Here is a 26,298-nt window from a genome sequence, read left to right as displayed (position 1 = left end):
ATCGCAGCCTTCGGCAGCTCCTGCATAAGATCGGCGTATACCTGTAGGAGCTGCCGAAGGCTGCGATCTTTTCCGGGCCTATGAGGTTGTTTTAGGAGGGCTGGGATTGGCATCGAAAGTATGCGGCGGCGCCACTTGCAGAGTGGTCACCGAGCCTTGCGCCGACAGCGAATACGTGACTTTGGAAATCAGCATGTCGCCATCGAAACCGAGCACCGGATCCTTGACCTTGACCAGCGTGTTGTGCCGCCACAGATCGCCGTTGGACTGGCGCCAGCCCTGCACCTGATAGGTGGTGGTCTGCGCCCGGCCCATGCGCGTGGCACTTTCCCATTGGGCGCGCTGCTGGGCCAGTTCGAACGTCAGCGCGGTGCCCTCGTTGATGATCGTGGTGCGTCGACGTTTGAAACTCAGGTCGGTCGCGCTGGATTCAACCTCGCTGACCGCCGCCCCGCTCTTCTTGTCCGAACCTTTCTGCTGGCCGATTACCCGGTATTCGGAAAACACCTGGCTCTGATCCATCGGCGCGTTGGCCGACAGAATGTTCTTGCCCAACTCCAGCGCATCACTGGCCCGCCCACCGCTACCGGGTTTGGCCAGCACCAGCCGACCCTGCTCGTCATCGGTGGAAAACACCCGGAACAGCGAGAGCAGGCGGTCGATCGACTGGAACACCGTTTCGCCCGGCACGATGGTGTGCTTGGCGAGCCTTGCGGTCTCGGGGATCTGATTGACCACCGTCAGCGAGTAGTCCATGGCCAGCGCCTGAACGATGCTCAGCAACGGTTGCTCCTGCCATTGATTCGGCCGGTTGGTGGCCGCGCAATCGACCAGATCCTGAGTCTTGGAACTGCCCTCGATGCTCAGGCTGATCTGGCGCCCGTCGTAGCTGATCGGTGCTTTGAACACATAGCCGGTGAGCACCAGGTCCTGGCCGATTTTCACTTCGCAGGGGTCACCCGGTTTTATCCGTTGATCCACCGTCTGCCCCGGCCATTGCCAGGTGATGTCGAGTTTGAAGGTGCGGAACTGGCGCTCCAGATCAGCGGTGATTTCCACGCTTTTCCAGCCGCCGTATTCCATGTTGTTGACGGTCAGCGTGACATGGTTATCCATCTCGCTCATGGCTCACTCCCTGGACACTTTCACGTCGTTGGGTGAAAAGCCCGGATGGTTCATCGCGTTGCTCTGAGTCACCTGGGTCACCCGTGTGGCATCGGCAAATTGCTTGTAGGCCACAACCAGCGCCGGCAGGCTTTCCTGGAACGATTTAGTGACCTGTCGCACACCGGATGACGCCACTGCCTTGAGATGCGCAATCAACGCTTCCTTCACGTCGTTGATTGCCTGGTGATGCTTGGGATCGGCTTTGTCCAGCATCGGGTCAATCGCCACCCCGACCGCTTTCTGCAGCGCTTTCATTTCGTCGGTCACCGGTACTTCCTGACGGGTCACCGGTTGATCCGCCTGATGCGCCACCGATGGTGTCGACGTCAGTTTTACCGCCGGGGTCGCCACCGGCATCGACGCGACCCATTGCGCGACTTTGACCAGCATCGTGTCCTGCACCAGATCGGCCATGGCTTGCGCCGCCGCATTGGTGTCCTTGCCCGTGGTGATCTTCGGCGCATCAGCCTTGCGGATCGCTTCGAGTTGTTGGGACACGTCGGCAATCACGCCACGGTAGCCCTCCTTCGCGAACGCCTTGAGTTCTTTGATATCGCCGAGCAGACCTTTGAACTCCGCCGCCACTTCCTTGGGCAACTCCTTGACCGCTTTGACCAGTTCAGTGATTTGCCTGTACTGCTCGATCAGCGGTTTGAGCTGCTCTTTGATCACCTCATAGACACCGGTCAGGCTGTTGCGCAGATTGGCGATGCCGATCCGCGCAGCCTTGATCAACGTCATCGCCTGTTCGAAGCGCGCCACTGCCGAACCCAACAGCGTGTCGGCCTTGGCCAACAGGACTTTTTGCGTACTGACAGTAGCGGTCGGGAACGGCAGCGGCCGGTCGGGGTAGAACTTCAGACTGAACGTCACCAGCCCGCCGTCCTGGCGGGTGTGGGTCATGTCGCATTCACCGACCTTGACTTGCAGGCGTCCCAGCCACGGGTGCACCAGCTCGCCACTGCCCTGCTCCAGCGCCTTGAGCAGCTTGTCGCGCTGCTCCAGGCAATCGGCGCCGATGATGAACGCCGTGATGTCGTGAGTCTTGGCCTGCTGGCCCAGATCCTCGAAATACGGCAGGTCGCGTTGCGGGTATTCGTGCAACTGACCTTTGCGACCGACCGGGGTTTTCGCCTGATCGATCCAGAACCCGACACCGCGAAACGATGCCGGCAACAAACGGTCACGCCAGTTCATTGGAACCTCCTGCCGACAACGAGCGATAGCCAATGCGCGAAGACAGCGCCAGGCCCGGTTGATTGGTTTGCGGTTGATCGGTGCGCAGCCCTGCCGGCGCATTTTCGAAGCGCACGGTCAGGCCGCCTTCGAGTTGCGTGCGATTGTTGATTGCGCTTTGTTGAATCAGTGCGCCAGAGGTTTGTGGCAGTGTGCTGCTCATTCCTGGCGCCCCGGCAGGCGCCGCAGCGCTGGTGCCGGTGATTGTGGCGAAGAACCCGGAGACATTGCCGCCGAGCAGTTCTTTGATCTGTCCGAAAATACCTTGGAGTCTTGTCGACATATCACTGAACCAGACGAGAACGGGCTGCCACTTCTGCTGGATAGATTCCAGCGGCGACTGACTGAACAGATCACCCAAGGTTGCTTTCACCGATTGTGCGTCTGTGTTCAGCGTTGCCCACAAACCGGAAAAATATTCCGTGACGCCATTCCATTTCGCTATGACCGTTTCCACGGGAGCGTTGCCGAACAGGTTCTGAAACTCGCTCTTCAATGGCTGGGCACCTGCCCGGAGAACGTCCCACAGCGCTGAAAAAACCGGCGCCAAGGGTTGCCAGGCGCTTTCGACCATAGCGGTCGGAGACCAGGAGAACGTCGACTTGAGTTGCTCCCATCCGCTCGCCGCAATGCGGTGCATGCTGCCAACCGCATCGAAAACCGTGCTTTGCGCGGAATCCCAGGCCCTCGACATATTCGTTGTCAGCGTGCCATCGAACAGCGATGTGATGCTCGACCAACCGTTAGCAACCCTGGTGCTCATATCGTCGATGGCCGTGAAGACCGCGCTTTGTGCGGAATCCCATACGCCTGACATTTTTGCTGTCAGCGTGCCGTCAAACGTCGACTTGACCGATTCCCAACCGGACAGCGTAGCTGCATAGCTACGATTCCAGTAACCGGTGACGGACTCATCGGCCGAGTCCCAGAGTGCGTTCATTTTCTCCAGTGGCGAGGTGTACAACCGGGCCTTGAGGCTTTGCAATCCAGCCGCAGTGCTGGCAGCTGCACTGTCCCAGTAAGCGCCGACAGAGGTGCGAGCCGAATCCCAGGTTTGCTCGATGGACGCGCCGAATGCGTGCAGACGTTCGGACGCTCCCGCCGCAATACGGCTGGCACCTGCGATAGCGTCGGCGCGCATCTCTTGCCACTTCAGCGAAGCTGTGGCACGCATCGACTCGAACCGTTGCCTTCCATTCGCAACCATCTCATCCCAGCCTTGGCGCACGTCGTCGATGCCGCGTCGGGTCGCATCGCCAATCGATTGCCAGGTTCGGCTGAAGAAGCCCGAGATCGCCCCCCAGTTATTGGTGATCAGCCGTGCGCCGATCACAATCACGGCCACAGCTGCCGCTATCCCGGCCGCAATCAGGCCAATGGGCGAGGTCAGAATTCCCAGCACCGCGACCAGTCCCATCGCGCCGACCGTGACCACCGTAAACGCCACAGCAGCGGCTGCCAGCCCTTCAACCAGATACGGATTGTTGGCGACGAACTGGCCGATGGACGTCATCACTGGTGTCAGCGCCGTGACGATGCCGTTGACCGCTGGCAACAACGCCTGACCGATTTTCAGCGAGATGTTGTCCAGCGCCTTGTTGAATTTCTCCAGGTTGGCCGAGGTTTCCCCCTGCACCACTTTCGGCACTTTCAGCCCCTTGAGTGCCCTGGCTTTTTTCGCCAACGCATCCTGCGCTTCGATGGCCTTTTTGATGCCGTCCTGAAACGGCTTGAGCAGACCACCTTCGGCAATGAAACCGGCGACGTCCAGCGGCTCAAGGCCGCTGTCTTCCATGCTTTTCTTGAATGCTGCGACCTTGCCGCGCAGCCCCTTCATCTCGGTCTCCATCTTCTCGGCGCCCTTGAGCACCACGAGCATGTTGACCGTGACGGGAAAGTTCTGCGGGATCAGGCTCAAATTTGTATTCGCCATCACTGCACCTGCTGCATCGCATTGATCCGTTGCGCGTGCTCCAGCGATTCGCGGAGCACATCCAGTGGCCTGGCCATCATCTGTTCGGGGTCAACCTTCCAGAACCAGGCCAGGTCATAGGCGACGGCGATCAGGTCGGTGATGGCGCCGACGCCGCACTCATGAAAAAACTCGCAACGGCCCAGCTCAGCGCGTTGAGGTCAGCCAGATCCAACTGGTTGACCGACGACGGTGGAATACCGGCGCACACGGCGATGTACTTGGCCGCCACGTCCATGTCGAGGCTGACTTCTTCGCTCTTGTCGATCTTGTACGGCAGCGCCTTGATCGCTCGCACTTCCTGCACCGTCGGACGGCGCAGGACGAGTTCGGTCAGGGGCTCGCCGTGAGCTTCGATCGCAACCTGAAGCTTCACGGCGCCGCTCATTGCCAGGTCCCCTTGATGCCTTCGAATTTCAGTTCGATGGTGGCGTCATCGCCTTTGGAGACTGGTTCCTCGACCAGGTAGGCGCCGGCCAGTACGTAGACTTTGCCGTTGCTGAATTCGCAGGTGACGGTGATGTCGGTGCCTTCAATCAGCTTCTTCAGCGGGAAGTCGGCGGTGTGCAGCGCGGTCACTTTGAACGACGGCGCGATGTCGGTTTCCTTGTAGAAGCCGGGTACGACGGTTTCGCGTTTGACCGCCATCAGCGGGGCTTCGCAGCCGCCATTGATGGTCAGTTGTGCGCCGTCGACTTTGACGTAGCAGGTGCCTGCAATCAGTTGACCCATGGTGTTACTCCCTTGAATAAAAAAGCCCACGCGAGGTGGGCTGAATGCTTGACGTCAAACGCGCTTATCAGGCCGCGTCGTCGTACTGCAGACGGAATTGGTTGAGCAGTGCGAACACGCGCAGACCGTTGATGTAATCCGGCGGGAACAGCACGTTCACGCGGCTCGGGTCCTGCACGTCGCGCTCGACGATCAGGTGCTCGGCGAACAGCTCGGCGTTCTCGACGTGGCCTTCCAGTTCGAGCTTGGCGTACTGCGCGATCAGCTCACCGCGAATGGTCGCAGGCGTCACGATCGGCTGGCCGGCGCCGAAACGGGTGCCGTCGGAGGCCAGTTTGTGGCGCCCGTATTTGCTGGTGATCACGCTTTGCAGACGACGCACGATGAACGCCGACTGGTGCATGGTTTCGCTGTCCAGGTAGGAGTTGTCGGCCTGACCGTAAGCGTTTTTCTGGTAGGTGGTGATCGAGCGCTGGATGCGCACGTAACCGCCTTCGTAGTAGGCAGTGGCGATGCCATAGTTGAGCAGCGACTGACGCTCGGTCAGGGTAAAGCGCTCACTCGCCGGTGCCGGATCAACACCCGGCAGGCTGCCGCTTTGGGTCGGACGGCTAGCGTCGGCGGAGATGAATACCGCGGTGCGTGCAGCCAGTGCCGCAGCTTGTACCCAGAACGGTTGCGGTACGCCTGGCTCCAGCGCCTGAATGGTCATGTGCTGGTCATTACGCGCCTGACCGGCCGCAACCAAAGTGCCGACGGTGCCGCGCTTGGCGCTGTAGACGTGACCGAACAGTTGTTTGGCCCACGACCAGCGACCGGTGCTGTCATCCATGACCGCTTGCCAGGTGTTGAGGGTCGACAGATCCGACCATGGCAGTGCGATGAACTCGAACGGCTCGTCGCCCAGTGCGGCAATCGCCGCCACCTGATCCGGCACGCCGGCACCGCCGGTCATGGCGGTGATCGCAGTGGTCAGGCCGGCCGGGGTTTCTTCGCCGTTGCTCTTGCCCAGTCGATTGAACTGCAGACTGATGTCGTTGCCGCTGTCACCGGTCCACTTGGCACTCAGGGTGACCACGCCTTCAGCCGCGGCCGCGCTCACCGGCAGATCGGCGGTTGCGTTGATTTTCTGCGCCAGTGCAGTGGCCGCTTGCGCAGCAGTGGCACCGTTGACCACGGTGGCTTGCACACGCACGCCGCCGACATACAGATTGAGCACACCGGCCTGAGTGGCGGTGCCGGTCAGGGTCAGCACGCCTTTGGCGATCGCGCCTTCGGTGTTGTGCAGCGGCAGGCACCAGATCTCACCGATCGGGTCAGCCTTGCGGAAGGTCTCGTACATCGAGGCGAGCATCGAACCTTGGCCACCGATGCTCTTGGCCAGCGCAACGCTGGAGACCAAAACCAGTTTGCCGACTTCGGTCGGGGCGATGTTGTCGTTGACCTGAGCGACGATCAGACGACGCAGGGTCGAGCTCGCGCTATTGGCGGCCGAGTTGTCCATTTCGGCATAGAACAGCGGTACACGAATGTCCGCAGGGATGTTGCTGAATCCGATCGCCATTATTTGGCTCCCTTTTGTTTGGCTGGTGCGGTTTTGAGGGTGATATCGCCGTCGGCCAGACGTCGGCGCCACCAGGCGCTGTCCAGCACTTCACGGCCTTCGGCCGGCAGCAGATCGCCCGCCTCCGGGTCAGGTACGACGCGGCCAGCGGCCGGCAGTACGGTGATGCGATTGCTCATGGGGTTACGTCTCCAGAGAAAGTCATTTCCACGCGCCCATCGGGGCCCGGGCGTTTCAGGTTGGGGTCGGCCGGATCGATCGCATCGACCCGTACGGTGGCCCCGGTAAAGGACGACAAACCGTCCAGTTCGCGTTCGTGCCAACTCTCCGCAGGCTGACTCGGCAGATTGCGGCCGAGCTGGAACTCGGCAAAAAAGCGCAGCCGGTAGAAGGCGCGGCTGCTGTTGATCGAGACCATTTCGCCGCCGTCGTAGACGATGGCGCTGTAGTCGGAATCGGGCTTGAACCCCACCAGCGCACGCCACAGTTCGGCGCGCAGGTCGTGCAACAGATCCAGCGCTTTTGTGGCGTCCGTGGCGTCAAGCACCAGGACGATTTCGAAGCGGTCGCGGATCGGTTGGGTGGTGAGGTTTTGGGAGGTACTGTTGCTGGCCAGATCGGCGATAGGCAGCACGTGGGCCGAAGGTGTTGGCAGATCGGGGTTGCCTTGCAGCAAGGCCAGATCGACACCAACGGCAATGTGGTTGGCAAGGCCAGGGCATTGCGCACGCAGTTGCGTGAGGATCGGGGTGATCTTCATGGTGGTGTTCCAGATTATGAAAATGACCACAGGCCCATGTGGGAGCGAGCCTGCTCGCGAAAGCGGTGTCTCAGTCGCCTTCAATGTTGGATGTTCCGGCCTCTTCGCGAGCAGGCTCGCTCCCACAGGGAGTTGTGTCGTCAGTCTTTGGATTCAGCCTTTGGATCGAGGCCGCTGGCATCGATCAGGCAGCGATAGCTGTTCTCGCGATTGCCACTGGCGGTGACCTTGTCGATCGACCAGCGCCCCCGCATAAAATCCGGCCAGGTTTCATCGAGCAGCAGCAGGCCCTCGGCAGCCAGCCGTGGATCACCAGGACAGGTGATCTTCACCTTGTATTTGTGGCGCAACATCTTGCGCACTTCGCCCTCGCCAACGGCGATGGCATCCGCTTCATTGGGTTGCTTCTGGCGGATGGTCTTGAACGGCGCGAGTCCCGTCTCGACCCAATGCAAAACGCCTGTAACAGCATCGACAAAACAGGTCTTGCAGCCATTGGCCTGTTCGCGGGCAGCCTCTTCCAGCGTGGCGCTGATGAAGGCGTGATCGCCGGGACGATTGTCGTGGGTGACCGACAACGTCACATCCTGCAGTTTCTGCCCCGAGATGGATTTGATCTGACCGGGCCGCGCCAGCACATACGCATCGCCATAAGGTTTGGCGACCAGGTTGTACTTCTTTGCCAGCCGCGTCAGAAAGCCCATGTCAGTTTCATTGGACTGGTCGACGTGGGCGATCTTGATCATCGACACGTCCGCAGCGACACGCGATGAAAAACCGTGCTGCGACACCAGTTTGCTAAACAACTGACCGAGCGTCGTTGGTCCATGACTGGCGGTGCGCCGCTGCTTGAAGCCGGTCTCGTCATCCTTGCTGAAAGGCGCTGCAGTGGCCACCAGGGTCAGGCGAAACGGAAACAGCGTCGGTGTCAGGCGAGTGACTTTGAACTGGCCCTTGTCGACCATTTCTTCCATTTCCAGGTAACCCACCAGCAGGCCGATTTTCCCGCCCAGATTTGGCAGCCCTTCGAGACCTTCCAGATCAATGGTCAGGGTCAGTTGATCCGACTCGATACCGGCGGCATCAATGTGCTCCCAACTGATAAGACGCTGGTTGAGCAGGTCCGCGTTTGCGCCATAAATCTGAACGACCGGGGTAAAACCCAATGCCATACAACCTCCTTAATCCCAGGCCGTGAGCGCTTTGATCGCAGCAGGTTTGTTGTTGAGTTCAGGCAGCACGACCCAGATGCCAGCGGGCAGAACCGGGCCGTGCTCGGCCAGGGTCGGGTTGAGCTTCCACAGGGCTTCTTCAGCGGCATCGTCGCTGCGCCCGGTTTCGCGGTAGAGCAGCAGATTCACCGAATCACCGGCCACGCTTCGAACCTTACGCATTGTTGAACTCCGCCAATTCGATGACCCAATCGACCACCATCGCCGTACCGTCATCGATGATGTAGGTTTGGGTTTCCTGAACGTTGTTGATCCGCCACAGACCCCAGTTGCGACCGATGCCATCGATCAGCGGCAGCGGAATACGCAGCGCCTGCAAGGCGCGCAGTTCATCCAGCCGATCCATGGCCACGGCGTACATCGATTTGCCGGTGATGGTCAGGGTTTCCGTTTTCTGGCCGGTCTGGCTGGATTTCGGTTTGCTGGTGAGAATCTGTATTTCCGTCCAGCCACCATCGGACTTGCGCAACAACGAGTGGTACGCAAATTGGCGCGACAGGCCGAAGATGAAGCTGCCTAATGCCATTTGTTGTTTCATCAGGCGGCTCCATCGGTCAGGGCTGCGTCACGGCGGGTGGCGAGTGGGTTGTTGGTCAACAGCGGCAGGAACTGGCCGTGGAATTGTCCACTCAGTTGCTGCCCGATGATTGTGCGGATTTGTTCAGCCGTGTCCGGAGCCGGACAGGTGACCTGGATCAACGGTGAAAAGCTCACCTGCTGATTTTGCGTCTGCGCGCTCGGCAGTTCTTTGGCGACGTCTGCCGGCGGGGCGAGTTTGTCGGAGGCCGGTGCCAGTTTTTCACCGAGCCAAGAACCGCCCATGCTGCCCATCGTACTGCCGACGATGCCGCCCACCACGCCTCCGATGGCCGTGCCGATGACGGGAATGAAACTGCCGATCATCGCGCCGGTAACCGCACCGGCATAACCACCGGCCAGACTGCCACCGGCTGAACCCAGCGCACCGCCGACCAGTTTGTTATCGCCTTCCTCCAGCCCCTTCAACACATCGGGAGCCGCAGCGGCCACGGTCAGCAGTGCATTGGTTTTGCTGAATCCCTTGGCCAGAGCTTTGGCGTCGGTGAAACGGCTGCGCAATGTCGGGCGTGGTTGCTCAGGTGCTAGCGGCTCGACAGATGGGGGACTGACGGAGGCTTTGAGTTTGGCCGGGTTTCGGCGTTTTTTGGGCTTGCCGGTTTTTTCGGGTTTGTCAGTTTTTTCAGGCTTGTCGGGTTTGTCGGACTTGTCGGACTTGCCGGTGTCGCCAGCGCTGGCAGGCTGATCCAGAACATCGATAAGAGGACCGGCGCCTGCCGTCGTCAGCAATTTTGTCGCCGCACCGCGAATGACCGAGGTCGTGGCAGCTTTGATTTGCGCGCCCCGGGACAAGGCAATAACGCCACCCAGCGTGAGCAAGGCCGCCGTCGCCCTTGGCTGCTCCTCGGCAAAGCGGGCCATGCCACTGGCGACAGCATCCAGAGAGACCACCACACCATCGAACGCATTGGTGAATGCACCGCCAGCGGCTGTAAACAACCGTGTGACACTCGCGTCCAGCGCATTGACGCGTCCTTGCGAGGTGCCCCCCAATTGCTCAGCGTCTTTGCTGACTGAGCCGGCGTAATTGAGCTTCGACGGGGCTTGCGGATTCGGCGCAGTCAGCAGACCGAACGCCTTGGTCACGTCCTCAGGTTTTTTCAGCAACTTGAGAATGGCGTCGTTGCCACTGAAGAGGTTCTTGGTCAAAGCCTCCTTCTCTTCGGGCTTCTTGTCCTTGAGGGCTTCCATGACCTTGATGATGGTCGCCGACGCATCGGTCTTCATGCCTGTGGCGACTGCCTCCGACCCCAGTCCATTGCCCAGTGAAGCCCAGGCAGTGCGCTGCTCATCCGTGGCCGTGTCGGCCTTGGCAAGCACCGTCAACAGACTGTTGAGCCCGGCTCCCGCAGCAGACTTGTCAACACCGCTGTTCAAAAACGCTGCGGCCAGTGCCGCGACCTGCTCCGGCGTGAGTCCGCCGGCGACGGCTTTTTCACCAACATTCTGTACAACTGAGCCAATGTCCGCCGATGTCGCGTCCAGCGTGCTGTGCCCCAGATAGTTGGTCGCATCGGCCAGGCTTTGGCTTTTACCGCGATCAAGATTCATCGCTGATTGCCAGGCCAGCATCATCTCGCCGGCTGATTTCACATCAACGCCGAACGCCGAAGCGTTGATCGCCGCATCGCGGGCGAAATCGGTCAAGGCGGCAACTTTAAGCTCGGGTTGAAGGCCTTCACCTACCCCCGATTTGGCCGCAGCCAGTTGCACCTGCAGCAGATCCACGCTGGTGGCGCCACTGGGAGCAACCTGTTTCTCGCTGGCCATCCTCAGGGTTTCTTGTGAAAGCGCCTGAAGTTGATCCTTGTCCAGTTTCAGCACTCGATTGAGTTCAGACAAAGAGGTCTGCTGTGCCATCGTCGCTAGCATGGCTTTGGGGGGGGAGCGCTGCTCGACCTCTGCCTTGAGCTTTGACTTCGGCTCACTGTTTGCAGCAGGGGCTGCCGCCACAACCTTGAATAGCGATTGCTGGCTCACCAACAGTTCGCGCAGCTTGATCTGCTCTTGGGTCAGCAAACGAATGTCCACGCTTGCCAACGCTAGCGTCAGATTCAAATCCTGCAGCGGTTTGCCGAGGTTGTCGGGCAACGAAAATCCGCCCGTTGCATTGCCGCCCTCACCGGCGTACGTGAGCGCATATCTGTTCTCTGCCATTGCCGCTCTACTCCTGTTTTACGCCAAGGCGAGTGATCGCTATGTCGTAGCGGCGCAACGCCTTTTCGGCGTCCCATTCCAGAATCTCCGCTTCACTTACCGGGTAAATGAGCGGGACGATATCGAGGATTACTTCGATGTCGCGTTCCGAAAGTAGGCCGCCGGCTGGTTTAAAAAATCGTCGATGCGCACCTGCAATTGGGTCCAGTCAGGGACGGTCATCTGGGCCAGATCGGGGATCATCAGGCCGGTGCAATGGGCGGTGATGAACTCGGCGCGTTCCTTGGCCGTTTTCAGTTTCTTCATCACTTTGGTCGCGCGCAGTGCAGGCATTTCCAGCGACAGCGAGGTCACAGTGCGGCCGGTCACGGCGAGCGGTTGCAGCAATTGCACCTGATCGGGATCGTCAGACTTTTGCGCGTCTTCGACCTGGTCGAGAAAGTGCGAGGCCGGACGGGTCGACATCTCGTGCACGTACTGGGCGATGGTCACGTAGTCCGGGCGCTTGAGCTGGTCGAGTTCCTTGACCGACAGGCCGGTGGCGAGCAGCGCGAGTTCGAAGAACTGATCGTCTTCATCATCGCCGGCGCGTTCCAGCGCTTCTTTTTGCGCGGCGTAGAACAGCGGTTTGAGCTGGATCGTTTCAATCTGCGAACCGTCGTCGCCGGTGATCGGCGATAGAAGCTCATGCTGGGGTGGCATCCACGACATGTATGAATTCCTTGGTGATTCTTGGGGGTTACTCAATTTCTGCCAGTCACACTGGCCCACTGTGGGAGCGAGCCTGCTCGCGAAAGCGGCGGTTCAGTCACATTGATGTTGCATGTGCCAAAGGCTTCGCGAGCAGGCTCGCTCCCACAGGTTTTTGTGGTGCTGGGAAGGGTTACGGCATCAGCACCGCACGCCGGGCATCACCGAGGATGTCGACGCCGTTGAGCACGAACTTCTGGGTGCGCACGTCGATGTCGATCACCGGGATGCCGTTCTCCAGGCGGTTGTAGGTGCGGCAGGACAGCTCCAGATTGGTCTTGGGTTTTTCACCCATTTTCACGGCGGTTTCTTCGAGGGATTTCAGCTTGCCGCCCACGGTGTGATAGGTGAACCAGGTGTTGCCATCCTGATCCTGACCGGCTTCACGAACGTTCAGCAGGATGTCGTCGCCCAGCTTCACACCCAGTGCGAGCATGACTTCGGCGCCGAGGCCTTGCAGGGTCAGCTTGGCGTTGAGCGCTTTGCCGCCCTTGGCCATTTCTTCGACGATGAAGCGGCCGCCACGCATTTCTTCCACGTCGAATTCGATCTTCGGCGGTGTGAATTCCTCAACGGTCGCCGACAATGGCAGGCCTTGCAGGGTGGCCGCGATGGCCTGTCTTACGCGGTTGGTAAACATTAGAGAACGTCCTCCAGGAACTGCTCGATGATTTCATCGCGGGCGTTGAGTTGATAAACCATGTGTTCGTTCGGCGCGTAGCGGCCGTAGTCGATGACCACGTACCAGGTGCCGTTCTTGTACTTCTCGACGCTGTTCAGCTCCGGGTGCAGATAGACGCTGCCGCCAGGAATGGTTTCGTCGGCGACCAGGGTTTGCAGCCAGTCGTTGATGCGCTTGACCTCTTGATCCATGAACGACTTGGTGAGGTTCTTGGCCATGGCTTTCTGGCCGGCCTTGACCAGCTTGCGGCTGATCGCATCTTCCAGACCGACGTAGCTGATGAACTTGCCGGTGATCGAGCGGTTACCCAGCAGCGAGAAGCCGCCGAGCACGGTGCGGGCGTAGTAGCTGACGCCGTAGCGGTTAAGCAGATCGCCTTCGGTGGAGGTGTCGAGGATGTTGTATTCAACTACGCGGGACACGTCCTCAGCGTAGGTCACCTGATTGCCCGGGCTTTCCCACTGTTTGACCTTCGCCAGTGCGGCAATCGCCAGGCTGGAAGGCGACAGGAAGACGTTTTTCTTCGCCGCTTTCGAGTACACCGCAGGCATGTTGTGCACCACCAGGCAGCGGTCGAAACCGAGATCGGCGCCGCCCAATTCCTGGCTGTACAGCACTTGATCGGCAACCGAGGCGTCCTTGCCGTCCAGCACCACACGGGCCTTGATGCGCTTGCCGAACGAGGCGAACTCGCTGGCCACCGCTTTGGTGCCGGTGAAGCCCGGCGCGCCGATGATGGTCAGGTCTTCAGGAACACTGCCCAGCGCGGCCAGACCGAGCTTGCGGCCAGTCAGTGGATCGACGCCGCCGATCACGTTGTTAACGGTGTCGGCCGGGGTCGCGCCCGCCTCGACGATCACCACGTAGACCGGTACCTTGACCACTTTGAGGATCTGGTAAACCGCGTGGTACAGCGTGCCCTCTTCCGAACCGGTCGGATCGAGCAGCGCGTGGGTGGTGAAGCTGTTGATGCGGAACGGTGCGTTACGCGGAATCAGCGGATCGGCTTTCGGCGCAGTGCCAACCAGACCGATAACGTTGTCACCCAGGCCACCCATGGCCTCGGGGGATTCAGTGGCATTGACGGTAATGCCGTTGTGCTCGAAGTTCAAAACCTCAGCCATGGTTAGTCAGCCTTCTTGGCAGCGGCCTTTTTGGCCTGGGTGGAGGGGGTTTTCAGTTCCAGTCGACCGGCGCTGTGCAGGGCACTGGCTTCGACGTCGAGAAGATCAAGGTCTTGACCGACGCTCGACCAGTGCCCACCGCCGGTGGGGAATGGAACGAGCACGGTGTAGGTTTGGCGGGTTGCCATTTTTCGTTTCTCCATAAACGGGAAAGCCCCTCGTGGGGAGGGGCTTTGGCGGGTGTTGAATGCGTTTGGGGGATAAGAAAACGCCCCGAAATTCAGGGGCGTTCTACTGAAGGTTTGTGACTGGCGTTTCAATCATGGAGTCTGGCCAGCCCTCGGTCAGCATTTCGCTGCCGTACTTTCCTGCTCGAGCACACTCGGACAACGCTTTTTCCCGATCAAAGCAGGCCTGAACATGAGACCGCAAAGCTTGTGCAATTTGCAGGATTTGCGGGGCGGTCAAATCGACAAACCCCGCGACAGACTTGTAGCTGCAGCGATATTCAGGATCGAGCATCGCGGAAACCGCCATTCCAGCGATCAGTGATTGACTGTCACGGGATGAGTCTATACCGACTCCCGCAACCACGATGCCCAAACCTTCTCGGCGAAATCGCTCTTCAGCAATTAGGTCCAATTGATGCTTGACGAACATCTCGCCGTTCGCTAAACCGAAGGCATCTTCCAGCTCTTGAAGGGTGGGTTCATGGTCAAACAGTACTTCACCGTCAGCCAATGGCCAGTCTGGGGCGACACACCGAAAGGTCGTCCCCACATTTGAGTAGGCTCTAAACATAGATGACCCCTTAAAAAGTGTATTGGGAGATGTGGACATCGTTTGCACGGGAAACCGACGAATAGAGTCGATAAAAGATAGTCTGCGGAGTCGTCATGACCAGATCAGAGAATGGGCTGAGAACACCCAGTCCGACGATTCCACCGATGCCGCATGCTTTCAGCCCCACTTCGGTAACATCCGACGAAAGCCCCAGAGAGCCACCACCTGGGAAATCAGCGCTTCCGATGTAATGAACATAACCACCGACAGTTTTCGCATTCCTCGGAACAACAGAGGCCAGCGAGATCGGTGTCGGCAACATCGATAAACCGTTTTCCAGCACTATCGTCTGAGCAATGGAAATTGAACGCTGATGCTGAATGCCGGTGTTCATCAATCGATTGGCATCTGTTTGCCACACACTGACGAGCGCACTTGCGCTATAACCGGCGGGCATGCTGGTGCCGGCATAAACGTCGGGAACGGAACTAGATGTCGCATTGATGCCCAGCAACTTCGCAACCCTTAACTCGGGGTTGTAGATGACGTAAATGCCGACACTACCGCTTGCTGGAGCGATACCGGTGTCCATGCCACCTGCACCGACGGTTGTCAGATCGAGCGATAGATTGAGATTCGACAATTTGTACTGCGCGACACCCGGCTGCTCGACAATCAGTTGATCAGCAGTAACCGTTGCAACAGAGGCCGCGACAGGCAGCGATATTCTCAGATTACGCATGGCGCCTACTTCCGCACCATTTAGACGAACCAGTTTGACGTCAGCAGCCAGAGAGGCGATGTCGATGCTTCCCTGATTGATTGGTGCATTCCAGGCTTTGATACACCACATCACCGCCAGGTTGCGCGGGCGGGAAACACCTAAAGCACCCACGCTTACCGGCGTCGAGCCCGCGCTGAAAACAGCGTTACTAACGGTATAGTCAGAAGCCGTGTGCGGGTCCAGCCCATGTAACTTGGCTATATCCGCATCCGATGCGGTGTTATGCCAGAGGCCAGAAACTGCTGGATTGACGTTTGAAGGGTCAAAAGATTGCAAACTGCCTTTTTGCCAACTACCCAGGCTTCTGTTCGCATCCACGCCACGCCCATGATCCCAACCGCGCAGGAATTCACCGCGCGACTCCGGCAATCGGAAGTTACCTGCGCCTTCATTGCCTTTGTTATAGACAGTGCCGAGATAGGCGGCCAGATCCGGATAAGTCGCAATGCTCTGCACACTGCCATCCAGCTCCAGAAAACCCGGTGGAACGATACCCGTCGGGAAAGCCATTACCGCACCGACTGGCACGGCAGATCCGAGCCGCGATACTTCCTTGACCAGTGCTGCTACATCGATGTTTCCCTGATTGACCGGGGCGTTCCAGGCTTTGATGCACCACATGACGGCGACGTTACGCGGGCGGGTTTCAGCCCCACCAGCCGCATTTGTTTGCACATTATTCGACGTTCCATAATCCTGAACGAAGTTGCGAGTAACCGTTCCTGCCGCAAACAAGTCTGTGACTAATTCGTAAACGGTTGTATGAGCGTGCGCTTTTACTTCGTCAGATTGCCAGCTGCCTACTGCGCGCCCGACATCGCTGCCACGTCCATGATCCCAACCGCGCAAAAATTCCCCGCGAGTTTCCGGCAAGCGGAAATTACCGACCCCCTCATTCCCCTTGTTGAACTTGCCACCCAGATAAGCGCTAAGGTCTGGGTAAAGTGCACTGCTCTGAACACTGTTATCCAGCTCCAGAAAACCCGGCGGTGGCGAATTGACCGGGAACGCCACAATCGAACCCACCGGCAACGCTGAGGCCTTGGCAATCAGCGCCTCAACTTCAGCTTTGGTGTACGAATCCTTGATGCCAAACCCGGCCAATGTTTCAGGGTTGGCACCGGCAGTCGCCCGGCCATACTCATCAACCGTCAGACTCTTGTAAGTCCCGGCCGCAATCCCGGTTCGCCCCGCGAGCATCTTGAACGTCAGCGCAGTCGTGCCGAGGGTGATCGGCGCATTGGTGGTCAAATGCCACAGCGAATCACCGTTCGCCGTGCCTTCCTCGACCATGACCGTCAGGCCCGGCGTGACCTTGGCGCTGGTATTGGCATCGGTTGCCCGCACCCAGTCGCCGTTCGCGACAACCCACAGGCCGTTGTCCTTGGCCAGGGTCTGGTTCGCAACAAGCACGCGGTCGCCAGCAATCACTGCGACACCGTCAATTTGCTGCGCACCACTCAATACGATGTTGCTGGATGCAGCAACACGCACCGACTGCTTGCCATCCAGCTTGCCGAGTTCTTCGGCCAGATAACTCATGACCCAGGCACGGGTGGCTTTAACCACGGTGTCATCAATCAACAACGTCACCAAGGACGCATTGCTGGTCTCGAAAATCGACCGAATGTAGAACTCTTTACCCGACCCCGACGTCGCCAAAACCGGCTTGAACGACTCCGGATATTTGACGATGGCATAGAGAACGCCGGTGTCAGTCCAAAGCCCCGCTTCCCGCACATACCAACCGCCAACATCCGGCGGAATGGTCACTTCGGCGAGCAGCCAGCTCGGATTCTTCTCGTCCTGGAACAGCGCATTGAGCGGCCCGCGCCAGACTTCGCGCTTCAGCGCGGTGGCGGTCGCGGCCGGGTTGTAGACCGTGCCGCCGCCGTCGCCGACGGATATCTGCGTCAACTTGATCGGCGTGCCCGCGGCTTTACACGCCGTTTCGTAGGCAATCCCTGCGTTGGTGAGCAGGGTGTAATAGTCAGCCATTCAGGCCCCCTGAGGATAAATAGTGGATGTTTCGACGGTGTACATGCCGGCGGCCATGAACGCCTCTCCCGAGGTTTCAAGGCCTTCGATGAACACCGGATAAACCGTGGTCAGTTCGCCGCAGAACGTCGCGGCGCCGATGACGTGATTGCCGAAAGCGCTCAAGCCAACGGAGACCGTCAGCACATCGCGCTCGCTCTTGGCATCCGCCAGACGTCGGTCGAGACGGGCGTCGATTTCTTCGCTGTAGGGTTGGTCGCTGAAGGCTCGTACGGAAAAGCTGTACGGCGTGCCGGGCGGAGTCTGTTCGTACCAGGCGCGGATTTCCGGGCGCAGTTGCAAACCCTTGGCAGCGTTTTCCAGCGCCTTGCGAGTGCCGGCCTGGCGCGCGGTGGGCCAGGCCAGTTCAACGGTCAGGCGTTTTTCCGCTTCCGGGGCGGCGGTGCTCCATTCAGCAACACCGCGATCCGCTGCCAGATACGGCAGAAACGCGACCGGCGTTTCGCTCGGGTTCATCAGTTCGGGGAACGGCGGCGCGATGCGATCAAGCAGTGCGCCGAAGCCCAGATCCAGCCCTCGTTCGAGTGCTGAACTGTTCGCCGGCAGCAGCGTCGGGCGCTGAGTTTTTTCACTCATAGCGTCAGCACCTCGACTTCGACCGCCGTACAGTACGGCGCCTGAAACGCGCTGGTCACGATCGGCGCCAGCGGTTCGAGAATCTGCAGTTGCACGGCACCGGCGCTGTGCAGTGTGTAGTCGATCCAGCTCGGATCGACTCGACCTTCGAGGCGATGACAGCTGTCGGCATAAGCCTGCAATTGCTGTTGCGCGGCGACTTTGGTCAGGCCCGAATCGGGGCCGGAATTGATCTTGGCGACGACACGAATTTTGTAGCGCTGGATGTCGGCAGCCTTGACCGTGACAAGGTCGGTTTCCGGTCGCACATCAGGCCGCGCGAAGTGCTGACGCACGCCCTCAAGCAATGCTGCGGACGGCGTGCCATCGCCTTCGCGGGACAGCACAGTGACCTGCACTTCGCCCGGCGCGGTGCGCCGAGCGTTGCCATCCTTGACCTGCGCGGCGAAACCGTCCGGGTTGAAGGTGTACGTGACGTTCACCACACCCGACTCGGTGGATTCGACCTGCACCGTCGGACGCTCACCGAGGGTGAAAACTTCGCGGCGATACTGCATCCGCGAACCGGCTGCCGGCGCATGGGGCGCCAGGTAATAACGCAAGCGAGCATCGTCGTCGCTTTCATAAATCGCCGGCACCGGCGGGAATGCCGCCGGGTCGCCCGGATCGAGCAACTGCCGCTCCAGCCCCATGTCCGCCAGTCGCGCATCCAGGTTGCTGCCGGTCGCCCACCACGCCAGCATCTGTTTGATGCGAGCGTTGTACTTGCGCTCATGGGTTTGCAGCCGCACACAGAAAGCCTCAAGTGCCAGGGTCAGCAGTTCACTCTCGTTTTCCAGGCTGGTCTTGAGTTTTGCGGCACTGTCCGGCGAGCGCGCACCGACGTATTCGATGACGAAAGTCTTGAACTCGGCGAGCAAGTCTTCAAAGGCTTCAACGGTGATCAGCGCGGGTTCGGCCAATTGGTTCTGGCCGGGGATCAACATGCTCATGTCACGACCTCGAAGGTTTGTTGACGGTTTTTCCAGGTGCCGGCAAAGCGCAGCAGCAGACCTGCGCCCTGACGGCTGGCGACGATCACGCTCGGCTGAAAATCGCTGATCCCGTTCTGTGCGTTGTAGAACGCCTGCGCCGCGTGGCTCTGGGCCAGAAGCAGGACGTCATCGCCGAGGTTCTGCCCCAGCAGCGACGGGATCAGCGAGCCATAAAGGGGCCTTTTTTGCCGGGTGCCCAGCGGCGTGGTCAGGGCCCTGGTCGCGCGCTGCACAAACTGCAGCCAGTCGTCGACCGTGGCCCCGCTGTCTCTATCGATTCCGATCATGGGAAGCTCTTGAATCAGGGGCTGATGACACGGCCCTGGTGATCGACCAATGGGCCACTGAAGTGCACGCCGGAAGCGTCAATGCTCAAGCCGACTGCCCCCAGTTGCAGAGTGATCAGCTGTGGCGTCAGCACCAGTTGCGCCGGGCCGATGCTCAATTCCAGCGATTCACGAGAACCGTTGAACGTTGCCGGACCGTTTTGCCAATGCAAGGTGTGTGTGGCGTCGTCGTACCCGCTTTCGCTGCCATCCTGATGCACTCGACGGGTCAGCGTCGGGATCGTAGAGGCTGGCGGAAAACGGTCACTGTTCAAACCAAACAACGCCACGCTCTGTGCGCCGCTTTCGCCGCTGCCGTAGTTGAACAGCAAACACTGCTCGCCTACCGTCGGAATCCGCGACTCGCTTTGTGCGCCGGCACTCGGGTTGAAAAACTTGATGGCTGGCGTGAGCAAGCCACCGTGGCTGACCTGACAGGTGTTGCTCGCGGCATCGACGGTCTGGCAAATGCCGATGCGACAAAAGCTTTCGGCGCGACGGTGCAGGTCGTCGATTTCCGCTTCCATCTCGGCCAGGCGTTCGATGATCGGGCCGAGTTGCATGCGCAGTAATGCGTCGAACATTGGTCAGGCCTCCAGCGCGGTGTACTGGTCGGGGTCGTCGATGTTGCTGACTTCCCAGGTGCGAGCGAATTTCGGCGTGCCCAGCGGATCGTCGAGCAAGGTCGGGCCGAGGTAGAGGGTCTGGTTGAACGTCAGGGTCCAGGCCTTGTATTGCTGATCGCCACGGATGAGCAATGACGGCAAGCCATCGATATTCATCGGCAGATCGCATTGATCGCCAGGCAGGTTCCAGCGGTTATCGGTGATCAGGTTTTTCAGCACCGCGATCAGATCGCACGCTGCAAATGCGCTGGCGGCAAGGGCCGGGATGACTTGCAGGGACACCGTCATGACATGAGCAATTCGCCCATCAGCGGCGCGCACTCCCGGTCCATTGCGGTCGAAGCTGATCAACGCCCAGGCATGGTCCCCCGGCGCAGTGAAATCATCGTGATTACCGACGTTGAGGTTGAGCCCGGCAGTGTTGCGCAGCGTCGTCGCGAGGGCGGTGAACAGCTGCGACGGCTGCTGGATCGGTGTGGGCATACATGACCTCCTTTTCAATCGTCCACGCGCAGCCCTGCCGCCAAAATGGCGGCACGGAGAAGTACTAAGGTTAAGGGTGGTCGCGAGGGGGGATTTCGCAGACGCCGATGCGCTTGGCCGCCCAGCGTTCATACAGACCGATAGCGACGTCGGCGCCGGCCATTGCGGTCAGGCAACCGAAGGCGCCGGCGGCCCAGATCGACATGCCGGCGGCATACAGCAGCATGATCGCCGACACGCCGCAGATCATGCAGGCGCCCGAGCGCAGGGCCAGGCGCCGCAGCAATGACCAGCCGCGAGCGCCCTCCTTGTCGGCGCGCCACATTTCGCCGGACACCCCGCCCACTACGGCAAGGAGGATGACCAGCCAGATCGGCATGTCGGCCAGGGCTTGTTGCTCATTTGTCATGTCACGCCTCCGGGGTAGCGTTGAGGAAACAAGAAATTGTGAGCAGACCCGATGCATTGAGGTCATCTCTCACGTTTGAGTAAAACCAGCGCTCCCCGTCTACAGGCGTTACAAACGCTCGACAATGACGTCATCAATAAAGGCAAAGTTGGCGTACGGGTTCTGCTCGTTGGAAAACGCCAGCGTTGTCTGCGGCGTGGTTGCGGTGAAATCGTAGGTCAGGGTGGCCCATTCAACTGCAACGCCTTTGGCGGTCGGCGTGTTGAAGGTCGCGGTTTGTCCTGCCACTTTCATCTGGATGACGCCGTCGCCCGAGCGGCTGGCAAACCGCGAATTGCCCGCACTGAAGGTCACTCGGTATTTGGCGCCGACAGTCGTTGCAAAGTTTTGCTGTATTCCACCGCCGTTGCCGTACACGTAGTTGGCCAAGTCAACGATCATCACGCCATCTGCTGCAACGGAGCCGCCAATCGCATTGGGCATATTGAAATATTCGGCACCAGACAGAAATGTCGTCCAGCCTGTGATGGCGTTGGCTTTTGCGGGAGTGTCCAGAATGCAGCCTGCCCCGCAGGTTGATTGCTCGAAACTGCCGTTCACCAACAGATTGGCAGCCAGTGCGTGGGTACCTGTGCCGAGCAGTACAAAAGTCGTGAAAAGCGCAGCGATTTTATTGTTCAACATGGTTTGTTTTTCATCCCTGATAAATTTCGGAATTGGTTGTGGTCTTCTGGCTCAAGGAACCAGGCACGATGGGTCTGCTTTCACAGCAGACTTGATGCGTCAGTAAGGAGCGACCGGCCACATGATGTTTGCCGGATAACCCGACTGTTTATCGATGTCGCTGAGAGCGATGCAGTACTGTTTGTGAGCCAGCAGCCGGGCCTGCTCTTCTGCCGTGGCCATGGCCAGGTCAACCTTGAACTGCAACGAGTTCATCAACAGCCAGTTGGCGGCCGCATTCAGCAGTTGCCATTTCTGCTGTTCGGCTTCATTTCGCAGGTCTTCCTCGGTCGGTGGAGAAAAGGTCCAGATTCCGTTGAATGTAGCTCCCCACCCCACTCGAACATCCGAGCCGGTGACATCAACCCAGACGGAGGCTGGCGAAGCCGGTGCTTCAGGAGCGATTTCGCTCTCTTTCAGTTGGACCACTCTGTTGTATTCGACCAGTGCATACAGACTCATGTGCATTCCTCAATGTGTGTTTTTTCAATGCATGTCGTGTTTGATCAGGCAGGCATTCCAAAAAGCCCGGCGCTTGCACGCCGGGCTTTTCAGTAATGCGCTCCTTCGCCTTCCTTCAAATCCTGTATCCATGAAGGAAGCTGACTTTTCGGCGCTACTGGCGCGGTACGAGTCCATTCAAATTGTTTTTCCGACCGCGGTCCCTGCCCGCCGGATAACTGCTTCTGGTGCTTTACGCTGCACACCCGGGTCAGTTGCCAACCCTCTGAACCGTTGAGGCCGGTTCATCGCTGCCTGTTCTTGTGGAACTAAAGAGCTTGTTGCCAGCCGCTTTGTCGAGCGGCTTGGTGGCAAGAATATGCATGTATGCATATACAGTCAATGCGCAAATGCATTTATTTATGCATTAGAAATGCACGGGCGCATGAAATCCCCGCAACTCAAGGGTTTGGCGGTTTCCTCAAGGCGAAAAAAAACCCGCCGATGGGCGGGTTTATCTGAAGAGGTTCGGGTTAGCGGGCGTACATGCCCCACCAGAAAACATGACCGAGGATGACGATCTGCTCTTCCTGAATCTCCTGGAAGCTGTAGTCCTCGTCCGGATGTTCATCGCGATTGAAGCTGCGCAGACGAATGCCGGTCGGCAAGCGGTAAAGCTGCTTTACGCGTAACTGGCCGTTGTGATTGATCGCGTACAGGTCGCCATCGATGATGTCGCCGATGCCGCACTTGCCCGCATTGACGCCGACGGTGGCACCATCACGCAACACCGGCAACATGCTGTTGCCGCGCACTGTCACGCATTTTGCCTGGTCGAACTGCACACCGTTATGGCGCAGGCTGCGCTTGCCGAAGCGCAGGCTAGAGCGTTCGCTCTCTTCGATGACGAATCTTCCTGATCCAGCAGCCAATTCAACCTCGCGAAGGAACGGCACCGATACTTCGTCATCATCGACAGGCGTATCGTCGTCCCACAGCATTATGTCCTTGAGTTCCGCATGTACGTCATCACGCACGGCACCGGCCGAAGGCGCGACATCTGCGCGCCCGCGCAATTGATCGGTGCTCACAGCGAAGTACTCGGCGATCTTCGAGATGTGTTTATCCGAAGGATCGACGATCTTCCCGCTGAGAATCCGCGAGAGAGTGGATTGAGGCACGCCGGTGCGACGGTGGAGCTCCGTGGGGGAGATCCCGTGCTGGTCGAGCAGTGCTCTTAAGACGGAGGCTACGTTGCGTTTTTGCATAACGCGCATAGTGCTTGAAGTTATTCGCGAAGACAAATGCTGATTTGCATAAATCGTGCATAAACACACTTTTCGATGAACAAACCCGTCACCCGGCCGCGATGCCTGCGTCCGACAGACTGCCCATGGTAACCTTGCGCCCATCGCGGAAAAGCCCGGCTGATGCCCCTGCTTTTGCCCTACATCTTTTAACGAGTTGCCTGACAATCCGATGAATAAAGCCGTCTCCGACCTGTCCTCCCACACCCCGATGATGCAGCAATACTGGCGCTTGAAGAATCAGCACCCGGATCAGCTGATGTTCTACCGCATGGGCGACTTCTACGAGATCTTCTACGAAGACGCGAAGAAGGCGGCCAAGTTGCTCGACATCACCCTGACCGCGCGCGGGCAGTCGGCTGGGCAGGCGATTCCGATGTGCGGGATTCCGTATCACGCGGCGGAAGGCTATCTGGCGAAACTGGTCAAGCTTGGCGAGTCGGTGGTGATCTGCGAGCAGGTCGGCGATCCGGCCACCAGCAAGGGCCCGGTGGAACGTCAGGTGGTGCGCATCATCACCCCGGGCACGGTCAGTGACGAGGCGTTGCTGGATGAACGTCGCGACAACCTGATCGCGGCGGTGTTGGGTGACGAACGTCTGTTCGGTCTGGCGGTGCTCGACATCACCAGCGGCAATTTCACCGTGCTGGAGATCAAGGGCTGGGAAAACCTGCTGGCGGAACTGGAGCGGGTCAACCCGGTTGAGCTGTTGATCCCGGATGACTGGCCGAAAGACCTGCCGGCGGAAAAACGCCGTGGCGTGCGCCGTCGTGCGCCATGGGATTTCGAGCGCGACTCGGCGCTGAAAAGCCTCTGCCAGCAATTCTCGACCCAGGACCTGAAAGGCTTCGGGTGCGAAACCCTGACCCTGGCCATCGGCGCCGCAGGCTGCCTGCTGGCCTACGCCAAGGAAACCCAGCGCACTGCCCTGCCCCACTTGCGCAGCTTGCGTCACGAACGACTGGATGACACGGTGGTGCTGGACGGTGCGAGCCGTCGCAACCTCGAACTCGACACCAACCTTGCCGGCGGTCGCGACAACACCCTGCAATCCGTCGTCGATCGCTGCCAGACCGCGATGGGCAGTCGCCTGCTGACCCGGTGGCTGAATCGCCCGCTGCGCGATCTGACCGTACTGCTGGCGCGTCAGACCTCGATCACGTGCCTGCTCGACGGCTACCGTTTCGAAAAACTGCAACCGCAGCTCAAGGAAATCGGCGACATCGAGCGGATTCTCGCGCGGATCGGCCTGCGCAATGCGCGGCCCCGTGACCTCGCCCGCCTGCGCGATGCCCTTGGCGCTCTGCCGCAATTGCAAGTGGCGATGACCGATCTCGAAGCGCCGCACCTGCAGAGTCTGGCGACGACCACCAGCACCTACCCCGAACTGGCAGCACTGCTGGAAAAAGCCATCATCGACAACCCGCCCGCAGTGATCCGTGACGGCGGCGTGTTGAAAACCGGTTACGACAGCGAACTCGACGAGCTGCAATCGCTGAGCGAAAACGCCGGTCAATTCCTGATCGATCTCGAAGCGCGCGAGAAAGCGCGTACCGGCCTGGCCAACCTGAAAGTCGGTTACAACCGCATCCACGGCTACTTTATCGAGTTGCCGAGCAAGCAGGCCGAATCGGCGCCGGCGGATTACATCCGGCGTCAGACGCTGAAAGGCGCCGAGCGATTCATCACGCCGGAACTGAAAGAGTTCGAAGACAAGGCTCTGTCGGCCAAGAGCCGCGCTCTGGCTCGCGAGAAGATGCTGTACGAGGCACTGCTGGAAGACCTGATCAGCCAGTTGCCACCGTTGCAGGACACTGCCGGCGCGCTGGCCGAACTGGACGTATTGAGCAACCTCGCCGAGCGTGCATTGAACCTCGAACTGAACTGCCCGCGTTTCGTCAGCGAACCATGCATGCGCATCACCCAGGGTCGTCACCCGGTGGTGGAGCAAGTACTCACCACACCGTTCGTGGCCAACGACCTGAGCCTGGACGACAACACGCGCATGCTGGTGATCACTGGCCCGAACATGGGCGGTAAATCCACCTACATGCGCCAAACCGCATTGATCGTGCTGCTCGCGCACATCGGCAGCTTCGTGCCGGCGGCCAGTTGCGAACTGTCGCTGGTCGACCGCATCTTCACGCGGATCGGCTCCAGCGATGACTTGGCCGGTGGCCGTTCGACCTTCATGGTCGAGATGAGCGAAACAGCCAACATCCTCCATAACGCTACCGAGCGCAGCCTGGTGTTGATGGACGAAGTCGGTCGCGGCACCAGCACCTTCGATGGTCTGTCGCTGGCGTGGGCAGCCGCCGAGCGCCTGGCTCATTTACGCGCCTATACTTTGTTCGCGACGCACTACTTCGAACTGACCGTGTTGCCGGAAGCCGAGCCATTGGTGGCCAACGTCCACCTCAACGCCACCGAGCACAACGAACGCATCGTGTTCCTGCACCACGTGCTGCCGGGACCGGCCAGCCAGAGTTATGGCTTGGCAGTGGCGCAACTGGCCGGAGTGCCAAGCGAAGTGATCCTGCGTGCCCGCGAGCACCTGAGCCGACTGGAAGACACTGCATTGCCGCATGAAGCACCCAAGCCTGCCGCCAAAGGCAAACCGGCCGCGCCGCAGCAAAGCGACATGTTCGCCAGCCTGCCGCACCCGGTGCTCGATGAGCTGGCAAAACTGGATCTTGATGATCTGACGCCGCGTCGTGCTCTCGAAATGCTCTATGCACTGAAGAACCGGATATAAGCACTGAAGAAGCGGATATA

Annotated in this window: 28 protein-coding genes; 1 reads left to right on the top strand and 27 read right to left on the bottom strand. The window is 59.5% G+C overall.

The window, feature by feature from the left end; genetic code table 11:
* Positions 1 to 78: 78 nt before the first annotated feature.
* From M9827_RS02440 to M9827_RS02310, 27 genes are all read right to left on the bottom strand, one after another.
* Complete coding sequence (locus tag M9827_RS02440) at positions 79 to 1,125, bottom strand: phage baseplate assembly protein (protein WP_250603165.1); 1,047 nt, start codon at positions 1,123 to 1,125, stop codon at positions 79 to 81.
* A 3-nt stretch (positions 1,126 to 1,128) separates the two neighbouring features.
* Positions 1,129 to 2,364 carry a DNA circularization protein gene (locus M9827_RS02435; RefSeq protein ID WP_250603163.1) on the bottom strand — a complete coding sequence of 412 codons (1,236 nt, stop codon included), beginning with the start codon at positions 2,362 to 2,364 and terminating at the stop codon, positions 1,129 to 1,131.
* On the bottom strand, positions 2,351 to 4,336 hold the full coding sequence (locus M9827_RS02430) for a phage tail tape measure protein (protein ID WP_250603161.1): 1,986 nt from the start codon (positions 4,334 to 4,336) through the stop codon (positions 2,351 to 2,353). Before M9827_RS02430 ends, M9827_RS02435 begins: the two co-directional genes overlap by 14 nt.
* 130 nt (positions 4,337 to 4,466) lie before the next feature.
* Positions 4,467 to 4,763 (bottom strand): phage tail assembly protein, encoded by a 297-nt coding sequence (locus M9827_RS02425; protein WP_007908778.1) that lies wholly within the window; start codon positions 4,761 to 4,763, stop codon positions 4,467 to 4,469.
* Positions 4,760 to 5,107, bottom strand: coding sequence for a phage tail tube protein (locus tag M9827_RS02420; RefSeq protein ID WP_007908779.1), 348 nt, complete (start codon positions 5,105 to 5,107; stop codon positions 4,760 to 4,762). The genes M9827_RS02425 and M9827_RS02420 overlap by 4 nt, the downstream gene beginning before the upstream one ends.
* 67 nt (positions 5,108 to 5,174) lie before the next feature.
* The gene (locus tag M9827_RS02415; RefSeq protein ID WP_250603159.1) at positions 5,175 to 6,671 is read right to left on the bottom strand and encodes a phage tail sheath subtilisin-like domain-containing protein; all 1,497 of its coding nucleotides are present in this window, start codon (positions 6,669 to 6,671) and stop codon (positions 5,175 to 5,177) included.
* Complete coding sequence (locus M9827_RS02410) at positions 6,671 to 6,850, bottom strand: DUF2635 domain-containing protein (RefSeq protein ID WP_093436496.1); 180 nt, start codon at positions 6,848 to 6,850, stop codon at positions 6,671 to 6,673. The genes M9827_RS02415 and M9827_RS02410 overlap by 1 nt, the downstream gene beginning before the upstream one ends.
* On the bottom strand, positions 6,847 to 7,431 hold the full coding sequence (locus M9827_RS02405) for a phage tail terminator protein (RefSeq protein WP_250603157.1): 585 nt from the start codon (positions 7,429 to 7,431) through the stop codon (positions 6,847 to 6,849). The genes M9827_RS02410 and M9827_RS02405 overlap by 4 nt, the downstream gene beginning before the upstream one ends.
* 140 nt (positions 7,432 to 7,571) lie before the next feature.
* Positions 7,572 to 8,603 carry a phage late control D family protein gene (locus M9827_RS02400; RefSeq protein ID WP_250603155.1) on the bottom strand — a complete coding sequence of 344 codons (1,032 nt, stop codon included), beginning with the start codon at positions 8,601 to 8,603 and terminating at the stop codon, positions 7,572 to 7,574.
* A gap of 9 nt (positions 8,604 to 8,612) precedes the next feature.
* The gene (locus M9827_RS02395; RefSeq protein ID WP_250603153.1) at positions 8,613 to 8,825 is read right to left on the bottom strand and encodes a tail protein X; all 213 of its coding nucleotides are present in this window, start codon (positions 8,823 to 8,825) and stop codon (positions 8,613 to 8,615) included.
* The gene (locus tag M9827_RS02390) at positions 8,818 to 9,201 is read right to left on the bottom strand and encodes a phage tail protein (protein ID WP_250603151.1); all 384 of its coding nucleotides are present in this window, start codon (positions 9,199 to 9,201) and stop codon (positions 8,818 to 8,820) included. The genes M9827_RS02395 and M9827_RS02390 overlap by 8 nt, the downstream gene beginning before the upstream one ends.
* Positions 9,201 to 11,417 carry a phage tail tape measure protein gene (locus M9827_RS02385; protein ID WP_250603149.1) on the bottom strand — a complete coding sequence of 739 codons (2,217 nt, stop codon included), beginning with the start codon at positions 11,415 to 11,417 and terminating at the stop codon, positions 9,201 to 9,203. The genes M9827_RS02390 and M9827_RS02385 overlap by 1 nt, the downstream gene beginning before the upstream one ends.
* Positions 11,418 to 11,546: 129 nt before the next feature.
* Positions 11,547 to 12,128 (bottom strand): phage tail assembly protein, encoded by a 582-nt coding sequence (locus M9827_RS02380; RefSeq protein ID WP_250603147.1) that lies wholly within the window; start codon positions 12,126 to 12,128, stop codon positions 11,547 to 11,549.
* A gap of 172 nt (positions 12,129 to 12,300) precedes the next feature.
* Complete coding sequence (locus tag M9827_RS02375) at positions 12,301 to 12,807, bottom strand: phage major tail tube protein (RefSeq protein ID WP_204895009.1); 507 nt, start codon at positions 12,805 to 12,807, stop codon at positions 12,301 to 12,303.
* Entirely contained in the window at positions 12,807 to 13,973 is a 1,167-nt protein-coding gene (locus tag M9827_RS02370; protein WP_034154903.1) for a phage tail sheath protein, read from the bottom strand. The genes M9827_RS02375 and M9827_RS02370 overlap by 1 nt, the downstream gene beginning before the upstream one ends.
* A gap of 2 nt (positions 13,974 to 13,975) precedes the next feature.
* Positions 13,976 to 14,161 (bottom strand): hypothetical protein, encoded by a 186-nt coding sequence (locus M9827_RS02365; protein WP_007964321.1) that lies wholly within the window; start codon positions 14,159 to 14,161, stop codon positions 13,976 to 13,978.
* A 103-nt stretch (positions 14,162 to 14,264) separates the two neighbouring features.
* Positions 14,265 to 14,714, bottom strand: coding sequence for a DUF4376 domain-containing protein (locus tag M9827_RS02360; RefSeq protein WP_250603145.1), 450 nt, complete (start codon positions 14,712 to 14,714; stop codon positions 14,265 to 14,267).
* A 70-nt stretch (positions 14,715 to 14,784) separates the two neighbouring features.
* Positions 14,785 to 17,538, bottom strand: coding sequence for a phage tail-collar fiber domain-containing protein (locus tag M9827_RS02355; RefSeq protein ID WP_250603143.1), 2,754 nt, complete (start codon positions 17,536 to 17,538; stop codon positions 14,785 to 14,787).
* Positions 17,539 to 18,174, bottom strand: a complete 636-nt coding sequence (locus M9827_RS02350) for a phage tail protein I (protein ID WP_250603141.1) — start codon at positions 18,172 to 18,174, stop codon at positions 17,539 to 17,541.
* Entirely contained in the window at positions 18,171 to 19,166 is a 996-nt protein-coding gene (locus tag M9827_RS02345; RefSeq protein ID WP_250603139.1) for a baseplate J/gp47 family protein, read from the bottom strand. The genes M9827_RS02350 and M9827_RS02345 overlap by 4 nt, the downstream gene beginning before the upstream one ends.
* Entirely contained in the window at positions 19,163 to 19,495 is a 333-nt protein-coding gene (locus tag M9827_RS02340) for a phage baseplate protein (protein WP_250603137.1), read from the bottom strand. Before M9827_RS02340 ends, M9827_RS02345 begins: the two co-directional genes overlap by 4 nt.
* 14 nt (positions 19,496 to 19,509) lie before the next feature.
* Positions 19,510 to 20,118, bottom strand: a complete 609-nt coding sequence (locus M9827_RS02335) for a phage baseplate assembly protein V (RefSeq protein ID WP_250603135.1) — start codon at positions 20,116 to 20,118, stop codon at positions 19,510 to 19,512.
* 3 nt (positions 20,119 to 20,121) lie between these two features.
* Positions 20,122 to 20,643 (bottom strand): hypothetical protein, encoded by a 522-nt coding sequence (locus M9827_RS02330; RefSeq protein ID WP_250603133.1) that lies wholly within the window; start codon positions 20,641 to 20,643, stop codon positions 20,122 to 20,124.
* Positions 20,644 to 20,713: 70 nt separating this feature from the next.
* The gene (locus tag M9827_RS02325; RefSeq protein ID WP_250603131.1) at positions 20,714 to 21,052 is read right to left on the bottom strand and encodes a phage holin family protein; all 339 of its coding nucleotides are present in this window, start codon (positions 21,050 to 21,052) and stop codon (positions 20,714 to 20,716) included.
* Between the two features lie 108 nt (positions 21,053 to 21,160).
* Entirely contained in the window at positions 21,161 to 21,736 is a 576-nt protein-coding gene (locus M9827_RS02320) for a DUF642 domain-containing protein (RefSeq protein ID WP_007908819.1), read from the bottom strand.
* A 99-nt stretch (positions 21,737 to 21,835) separates the two neighbouring features.
* Positions 21,836 to 22,237: a tail fiber assembly protein gene (locus M9827_RS02315; protein ID WP_250603129.1), complete on the bottom strand. Its 402-nt coding sequence runs from the start codon at positions 22,235 to 22,237 to the stop codon at positions 21,836 to 21,838.
* Between the two features lie 512 nt (positions 22,238 to 22,749).
* Positions 22,750 to 23,484, bottom strand: a complete 735-nt coding sequence (locus M9827_RS02310; protein WP_123374600.1) for an XRE family transcriptional regulator — start codon at positions 23,482 to 23,484, stop codon at positions 22,750 to 22,752.
* Between the two features lie 211 nt (positions 23,485 to 23,695).
* On the opposite strand from M9827_RS02310, the gene mutS reads away from it, so the two are divergent.
* Positions 23,696 to 26,278, top strand: coding sequence for a DNA mismatch repair protein MutS (mutS, locus tag M9827_RS02305; RefSeq protein ID WP_250603127.1), 2,583 nt, complete (start codon positions 23,696 to 23,698; stop codon positions 26,276 to 26,278).
* Positions 26,279 to 26,298 lie beyond the last annotated feature (20 nt).

This window comes from Pseudomonas sp. AKS31 (assembly GCF_023634765.1).
Taxonomy (GTDB): Bacteria; Pseudomonadota; Gammaproteobacteria; order Pseudomonadales; family Pseudomonadaceae; genus Aquipseudomonas.
This window is presented reverse-complemented; position numbering and strand designations above follow the sequence as displayed.

Excerpts from the sequence above, each read along its gene's own strand:
- M9827_RS02435 (WP_250603163.1), bottom strand. The coding sequence starts at position 2,364 with ATGAACTGGCGTGACCGTTTGTTGCCGGCATCGTTTCGCGGTGTCGGG.
- M9827_RS02395 (WP_250603153.1), bottom strand. The coding sequence starts at position 8,825 with ATGCGTAAGGTTCGAAGCGTGGCCGGTGATTCGGTGAATCTGCTGCTC.
- M9827_RS02400 (WP_250603155.1), bottom strand. The coding sequence starts at position 8,603 with ATGGCATTGGGTTTTACCCCGGTCGTTCAGATTTATGGCGCAAACGCG.
- M9827_RS02315 (WP_250603129.1), bottom strand. The coding sequence starts at position 22,237 with ATGAGTCTGTATGCACTGGTCGAATACAACAGAGTGGTCCAACTGAAA.
- M9827_RS02350 (WP_250603141.1), bottom strand. The coding sequence starts at position 18,174 with ATGAGTGAAAAAACTCAGCGCCCGACGCTGCTGCCGGCGAACAGTTCA.
- M9827_RS02340 (WP_250603137.1), bottom strand. The coding sequence starts at position 19,495 with ATGATCGGAATCGATAGAGACAGCGGGGCCACGGTCGACGACTGGCTG.
- M9827_RS02430 (WP_250603161.1), bottom strand. The coding sequence starts at position 4,336 with ATGGCGAATACAAATTTGAGCCTGATCCCGCAGAACTTTCCCGTCACG.
- M9827_RS02420 (WP_007908779.1), bottom strand. The coding sequence starts at position 5,107 with ATGGGTCAACTGATTGCAGGCACCTGCTACGTCAAAGTCGACGGCGCA.
- M9827_RS02320 (WP_007908819.1), bottom strand. The coding sequence starts at position 21,736 with ATGTTGAACAATAAAATCGCTGCGCTTTTCACGACTTTTGTACTGCTC.
- M9827_RS02335 (WP_250603135.1), bottom strand. The coding sequence starts at position 20,118 with ATGTTCGACGCATTACTGCGCATGCAACTCGGCCCGATCATCGAACGC.
- M9827_RS02365 (WP_007964321.1), bottom strand. The coding sequence starts at position 14,161 with ATGGCAACCCGCCAAACCTACACCGTGCTCGTTCCATTCCCCACCGGC.
- M9827_RS02440 (WP_250603165.1), bottom strand. The coding sequence starts at position 1,125 with ATGAGCGAGATGGATAACCATGTCACGCTGACCGTCAACAACATGGAA.
- M9827_RS02355 (WP_250603143.1), bottom strand. The coding sequence starts at position 17,538 with ATGGCTGACTATTACACCCTGCTCACCAACGCAGGGATTGCCTACGAA.
- M9827_RS02385 (WP_250603149.1), bottom strand. The coding sequence starts at position 11,417 with ATGGCAGAGAACAGATATGCGCTCACGTACGCCGGTGAGGGCGGCAAT.
- M9827_RS02345 (WP_250603139.1), bottom strand. The coding sequence starts at position 19,166 with ATGAGCATGTTGATCCCCGGCCAGAACCAATTGGCCGAACCCGCGCTG.
- M9827_RS02370 (WP_034154903.1), bottom strand. The coding sequence starts at position 13,973 with ATGGCTGAGGTTTTGAACTTCGAGCACAACGGCATTACCGTCAATGCC.
- M9827_RS02415 (WP_250603159.1), bottom strand. The coding sequence starts at position 6,671 with ATGGCGATCGGATTCAGCAACATCCCTGCGGACATTCGTGTACCGCTG.
- M9827_RS02410 (WP_093436496.1), bottom strand. The coding sequence starts at position 6,850 with ATGAGCAATCGCATCACCGTACTGCCGGCCGCTGGCCGCGTCGTACCT.
- M9827_RS02380 (WP_250603147.1), bottom strand. The coding sequence starts at position 12,128 with ATGTCGTGGATGCCACCCCAGCATGAGCTTCTATCGCCGATCACCGGC.
- M9827_RS02405 (WP_250603157.1), bottom strand. The coding sequence starts at position 7,431 with ATGAAGATCACCCCGATCCTCACGCAACTGCGTGCGCAATGCCCTGGC.
- M9827_RS02375 (WP_204895009.1), bottom strand. The coding sequence starts at position 12,807 with ATGTTTACCAACCGCGTAAGACAGGCCATCGCGGCCACCCTGCAAGGC.
- M9827_RS02425 (WP_007908778.1), bottom strand. The coding sequence starts at position 4,763 with ATGAGCGGCGCCGTGAAGCTTCAGGTTGCGATCGAAGCTCACGGCGAG.
- M9827_RS02390 (WP_250603151.1), bottom strand. The coding sequence starts at position 9,201 with ATGAAACAACAAATGGCATTAGGCAGCTTCATCTTCGGCCTGTCGCGC.
- M9827_RS02325 (WP_250603131.1), bottom strand. The coding sequence starts at position 21,052 with ATGACAAATGAGCAACAAGCCCTGGCCGACATGCCGATCTGGCTGGTC.
- mutS (WP_250603127.1), top strand. The coding sequence starts at position 23,696 with ATGAATAAAGCCGTCTCCGACCTGTCCTCCCACACCCCGATGATGCAG.
- M9827_RS02310 (WP_123374600.1), bottom strand. The coding sequence starts at position 23,484 with ATGCAAAAACGCAACGTAGCCTCCGTCTTAAGAGCACTGCTCGACCAG.
- M9827_RS02330 (WP_250603133.1), bottom strand. The coding sequence starts at position 20,643 with ATGCCCACACCGATCCAGCAGCCGTCGCAGCTGTTCACCGCCCTCGCG.